The organism is Aeromonas sp. s1(2024) (assembly GCF_040908005.1).
GTDB classification, from domain to species: Bacteria; Pseudomonadota; Gammaproteobacteria; order Enterobacterales; family Aeromonadaceae; genus Aeromonas; species Aeromonas caviae.
The window spans coordinates 1-4,023 of sequence record NZ_JBFOCW010000091.1; the positions used below are offsets into that span (position 1 = coordinate 1).

At 53.3% G+C, this 4,023-nt stretch carries 3 protein-coding genes and 3 pseudogenes; 1 reads left to right on the forward strand and 5 read right to left on the reverse strand.

Annotated elements, in window-relative coordinates; all coding sequences use genetic code 11:
* Both AB5Y70_RS21110 and AB5Y70_RS21115 read right to left on the reverse strand, forming a co-directional pair.
* A pseudogene (locus AB5Y70_RS21110) lies at positions 1-420 on the reverse strand (IS1595-like element ISKpn3 family transposase); the annotation flags it as partial.
* 32 nt (positions 421-452) lie between these two features.
* Positions 453-1,621, reverse strand: a protein-coding gene (locus AB5Y70_RS21115) for an IS3-like element ISAeme20 family transposase (RefSeq protein ID WP_171268936.1) whose coding sequence is annotated in 2 segments (ribosomal slippage) — positions 453-1,366 and positions 1,366-1,621 — 1,170 coding nt in all. Because the reading frame shifts where the segments join, the coding sequence is not laid out codon by codon here.
* A gap of 54 nt (positions 1,622-1,675) precedes the next feature.
* Here AB5Y70_RS21115 and AB5Y70_RS21120 point away from each other — a divergent pair.
* A pseudogene (locus tag AB5Y70_RS21120) lies at positions 1,676-1,765 on the forward strand (IS21-like element ISSen3 family helper ATPase IstB); the annotation flags it as partial.
* 562 nt (positions 1,766-2,327) lie between these two features.
* Here AB5Y70_RS21120 and AB5Y70_RS21125 read toward each other — a convergent pair.
* The 3 genes and pseudogenes from AB5Y70_RS21125 to AB5Y70_RS21135 all read right to left on the reverse strand — a co-directional run.
* Complete coding sequence (locus AB5Y70_RS21125) at positions 2,328-2,681, reverse strand: hypothetical protein (protein WP_024941335.1); 354 nt, start codon at positions 2,679-2,681, stop codon at positions 2,328-2,330.
* Between the two features lie 16 nt (positions 2,682-2,697).
* Positions 2,698-3,132, reverse strand: a pseudogene (locus AB5Y70_RS21130) (helix-turn-helix domain-containing protein); the annotation flags it as partial.
* 55 nt (positions 3,133-3,187) lie between these two features.
* Positions 3,188-4,023: IS1595-like element ISKpn3 family transposase (locus AB5Y70_RS21135; protein WP_368176137.1), on the reverse strand; the 836-nt coding region annotated here is incomplete at its 5' end.

The window sequence follows — 4,023 nt, forward strand, 5'->3', positions numbered from 1 at the left end:
GGCCACTGCTGCCACAAACGGCGTCTTGCCTGCCGCGCCCCGACCCCGTTTGCCACCACGGCGCTCGCCACCCCAGTAGACATCATCGAGCTGAATGATGCCGCTGATGGGCTGCTTGTCATCGGACTCTTTCATGGCTTGCAGCAGCTTGTGCTTGAGCATCCAGGCGGTGTCATATTTGACGCCCAACTGGCGCTTTAGCTCCATTGCTGACAAGCCTGTTTTGGTTTGTGACAACAGGTGCATTGCCAGAAACCACTTGGTCAGTGGGAGCTTGGTGTTTGCGAAAATCGTGTTTCCAGTCAATGACATCTGGTGACGGCAGTGATTGCATTGCCACACACGTGGCCGCCTTCTCAGGCGACAACAGGTCTTGTTGGCACATTCAGGGCAGACAAAGCCGTTAGGAAAACGCCAAGTGAGGTGTCCTGACAAGATCGGACAGTCCCGGATCAAGCTGCCTGAGCAGTTCTCCAATACCTCTTGTTAAACTCCGCCGGGCTGACATTGCCAAGTCGTGAATGCCGACGCTGGCGGTTGTAAAAAATCTCTATGTATTCCTGAATCGCTGCCTTGGCCTCCGCTCTCGTCTCGAATCTATGGTGGTGAACCAGTTCATTTTTAAGAGACCCCCAGAAGCTTTCTATCGGGGCATTGTCGAAGCAGTTCCCCTTGCGTGACATGGAGGTCTGCATGCCAAATTGTACCTGGAGAGCCCGGTAAGCCTTGGCACAGTACTGACTGCCCCGGTCTGTGTGATGAATAAGCCCAACGGGTGGCCTCTTCTGCTGCACAGCCCGAAACAGCGCCTGACTGACCAACCCGGTGGTCATTCGCTCTCCCATCGCATAACCCACTATCTCACAGGTAAACACATCCTTGAGACCAGCCAGATAAAGCCAGCCTTCGTCGGTGGCGATATAGGTGATATCACCGGTCCAGACTTCGTTGGGCTTCGTCGGCGCAAAGACCTGACCAAGGAGATTCTCCGCCACGGGCAGGGAATGAGCAGAATGGGTTGTCGCCTTGAATTTGCGCTTTTGTTTGCAAGACAACCCCATTTCACGGCGCAATCGCCCAATCCGGTCCCGCCCAGCGTAAAATCCTTCGGCGGCCAACTCAGCTTGTAAACGCGATGCGCCATAGGTCTGGCGCGTCTTGCTGTGAGCAGCCCGAATGGCGACCTTGAGTCGTTCATCTTCTTGTTGGCGCTGTGACGGTGGACGGTGGCGCCAGTGGTAGAAGCCCGCACGAGAGACCTCCAGCACACGACAGATAACGGAAATGGGATAGATGTCCTGTTGGTTGGCTATCCACGCGTACTTGGCAGTGACTCCTGAGCAAAGTACGCGGCGGCCTTTTTTATGATGTCGCGCTCCATGTTGGCTTGTGCGAGAGCTTTGCGTAGCCGGGCCACTTCAGCCTCCAGCTCGGCGACAGAACGCGCTCCGGGAATGGCCGATGTATCCTTTCCTCCTTTGGCAGCGACCACCCAGTTGCTCAGTGTGCCTTTGGCAATACCCAACCTTCTGGCGGCTTCAGCTTGGCCAAGGCCTTGCTCCAACACCAGTCGAACCGCCTCTGCCCGAAACTCTGGTGAATAGTGTTCTCTCGATTTCATTCAATACCCCCGATTGTCTCATCGTAACAATCGGGACTGTCTGTGAAAATCAGGATACCTCATGCACACATCGTTCAGATCAGCGGTGAAAGCTATCGTTTGAAAGAGAAACGCAAAGCGGGGGCCACACCCAAAACCAATTAACCCCATGTCCGGGTGGATCACTTTTCAATCGGCGAAATTAGCCAGAGTGGATCAGTTTTCGGTCGGCGTTGACACATAGTCCTTGAGAAACTCAAACAGGCTGTAGCCTTTCTGGAATTGGATTTTGCTTTTGGCCATGATCTCGCACCTCGATAACTGTACGTAAGATCAGTATAGTTCGTGGTAACTGACTGCTAATCATGGGTAATCAGGTTGTTCATTGGCGACAATATATTGCTTAGTAACCACAAAGTAACTGCCACTTTGCAGGTTCAAATTTTCAGCGTGCATAGATCCGGCATAGCTCTTGTAGAGCCGCGAGATCTGGAACTTTGATACAGGCTGCTGCATGTCCTTCGTACAGTTCAGGGGCGCAAGATTTCAAATTACTATTGCGAGTTTGTTCTGGTTGATAATCTGTTCGTTGGAGTATCCGCAAGGTTGGGTTCGAGAGCCAGCTCCCTTGTTGCACAAAAATTGTGATGCCCTGATTCTCCAGTATCAAGGGAAAGTGCGAACAAGTATCCCACGAACAAAAAATGAAAATTTTAGTCATTTAATATCAATGGGTTACCAGTAAATGCTCTCGTGCCATATGACTTATTCGCACCTTCCCTAAGGCATTGAATTCGGTTCTCACCCCTGTCAGGAATTGTTGCTGCGTTTGCTTCATCTCAACAAAGCCATGGCGAGCCTCACTGGCAGCCTGTTCGAACCGCTCCGCTCCCTGCAGCAGGCCATCTTGCAATCTGGCCAGCATTTCGGCTTGTTGCTTGAGTTGATCAGTAAGTGCAGCATTTTGGCTACCGGCTTGCTCAATTTGTTGTGTCACTTGTTCCAAGCGCTGCCCCAGTAGATCGGCGGCAGAACGGACATTGGTGGAGAGCAGGCCTAGCTGATTGGCACTGCTGTCCATATGCTTGCTGCTCTCTAAATCCCAGGGTAGCAACAAAGGCCTTTAGAGGCCGATTGCCGCGGCGGATAATGGTGAAATCGACCTGCATCTGTTTACCGGGGGCCGTTTCAAAACGGACGATGGTGCCAGAGGCGTCATGGCGCAGAGGCGATAACCAGGCCTTGAGCTGGGAGAGCCCGCCAGTGTAACCATGCTCTCGCAGTTCCCTGAGCAGAACCGTCGCCGGGATCCAGTGTGGCTTCGCTGCCTGGATACGCGCTTGCAGATAGGGTTTAAAAGGATCGAGCTTGGTTGGTCGGGCTGCTCGGTTGGGATAGATTGGCAGGCCCGGGTTGCGCAGATACTTGCGAACCGTGTTACGGGACACCCGCAATTGCTGGGCGATAGCCCGGATGCTCATGCCCTGACGGGCCAACACTCTGATTTCCACTGATAACTCCTGGGTCAACATGGGCGTGGCTCAAAAGCCACGATCTTGGCCCAGGTGGGTCAACTTTACTCCGGCGTTAGTGGGTCATTTTTACATCGGCGGTGACAGCCACGACTGCATGCCCCAATTCAACCAACATGCTCTTGAGGTCAAAACGATGATTAAACCGGAAGCAGTATTCCGCAAGATGCCTTGGTAAATGCTTCGCTCCGAGCGTATGGCAACTGCCCCGCAGCGAGTTTTTCACATTTCCTATCATCGTGTTTACCCAGTTGAATGCCGGATGATCCAGCCAGTCCAGGTTGCCCCCGGTGACAACACCCAGGTGCTCACAATTGGCCTCCTTGACCGCTTTGAAACAGGCCAATCCATCGGATATCACCGCGCTACCACTGGCAATATGCCGTTTTGCCCAATCAGCAACGGACTTGGTTTTGAAACCATCGACCACCGTCATCCGCATCTTGATTGGATGTCCTTCCTTGTTCAGGGCCACTGCTGCCACAAACGGCGTCTTGCCTGCCGCGCCCCGACCCCGTTTGCCACCACGGCGCTCGCCACCCCAGTAGACATCATCGAGCTGAATGATGCCGCTGATGGGCTGCTTGTCATCGGACTCTTTCATGGCTTGCAGCAGCTTGTGCTTGAGCATCCAGGCGGTGTCATATTTGACGCCCAACTGGCGCTTTAGCTCCATTGCTGACAAGCCTGTTTTGGTTTGTGACAACAGGTGCATTGCCAGAAACCACTTGGTCAGTGGGAGCTTGGTGTTTGCGAAAATCGTGTTTCCAGTCAATGACATCTGGTGACGGCAGTGATTGCATTGCCACACACGTGGCCGCCTTCTCAGGCGACAACAGGTCTTGTTGGCACATTCAGGGCAGACAAAGCCGTTAGGAAAACGCCAAGTGA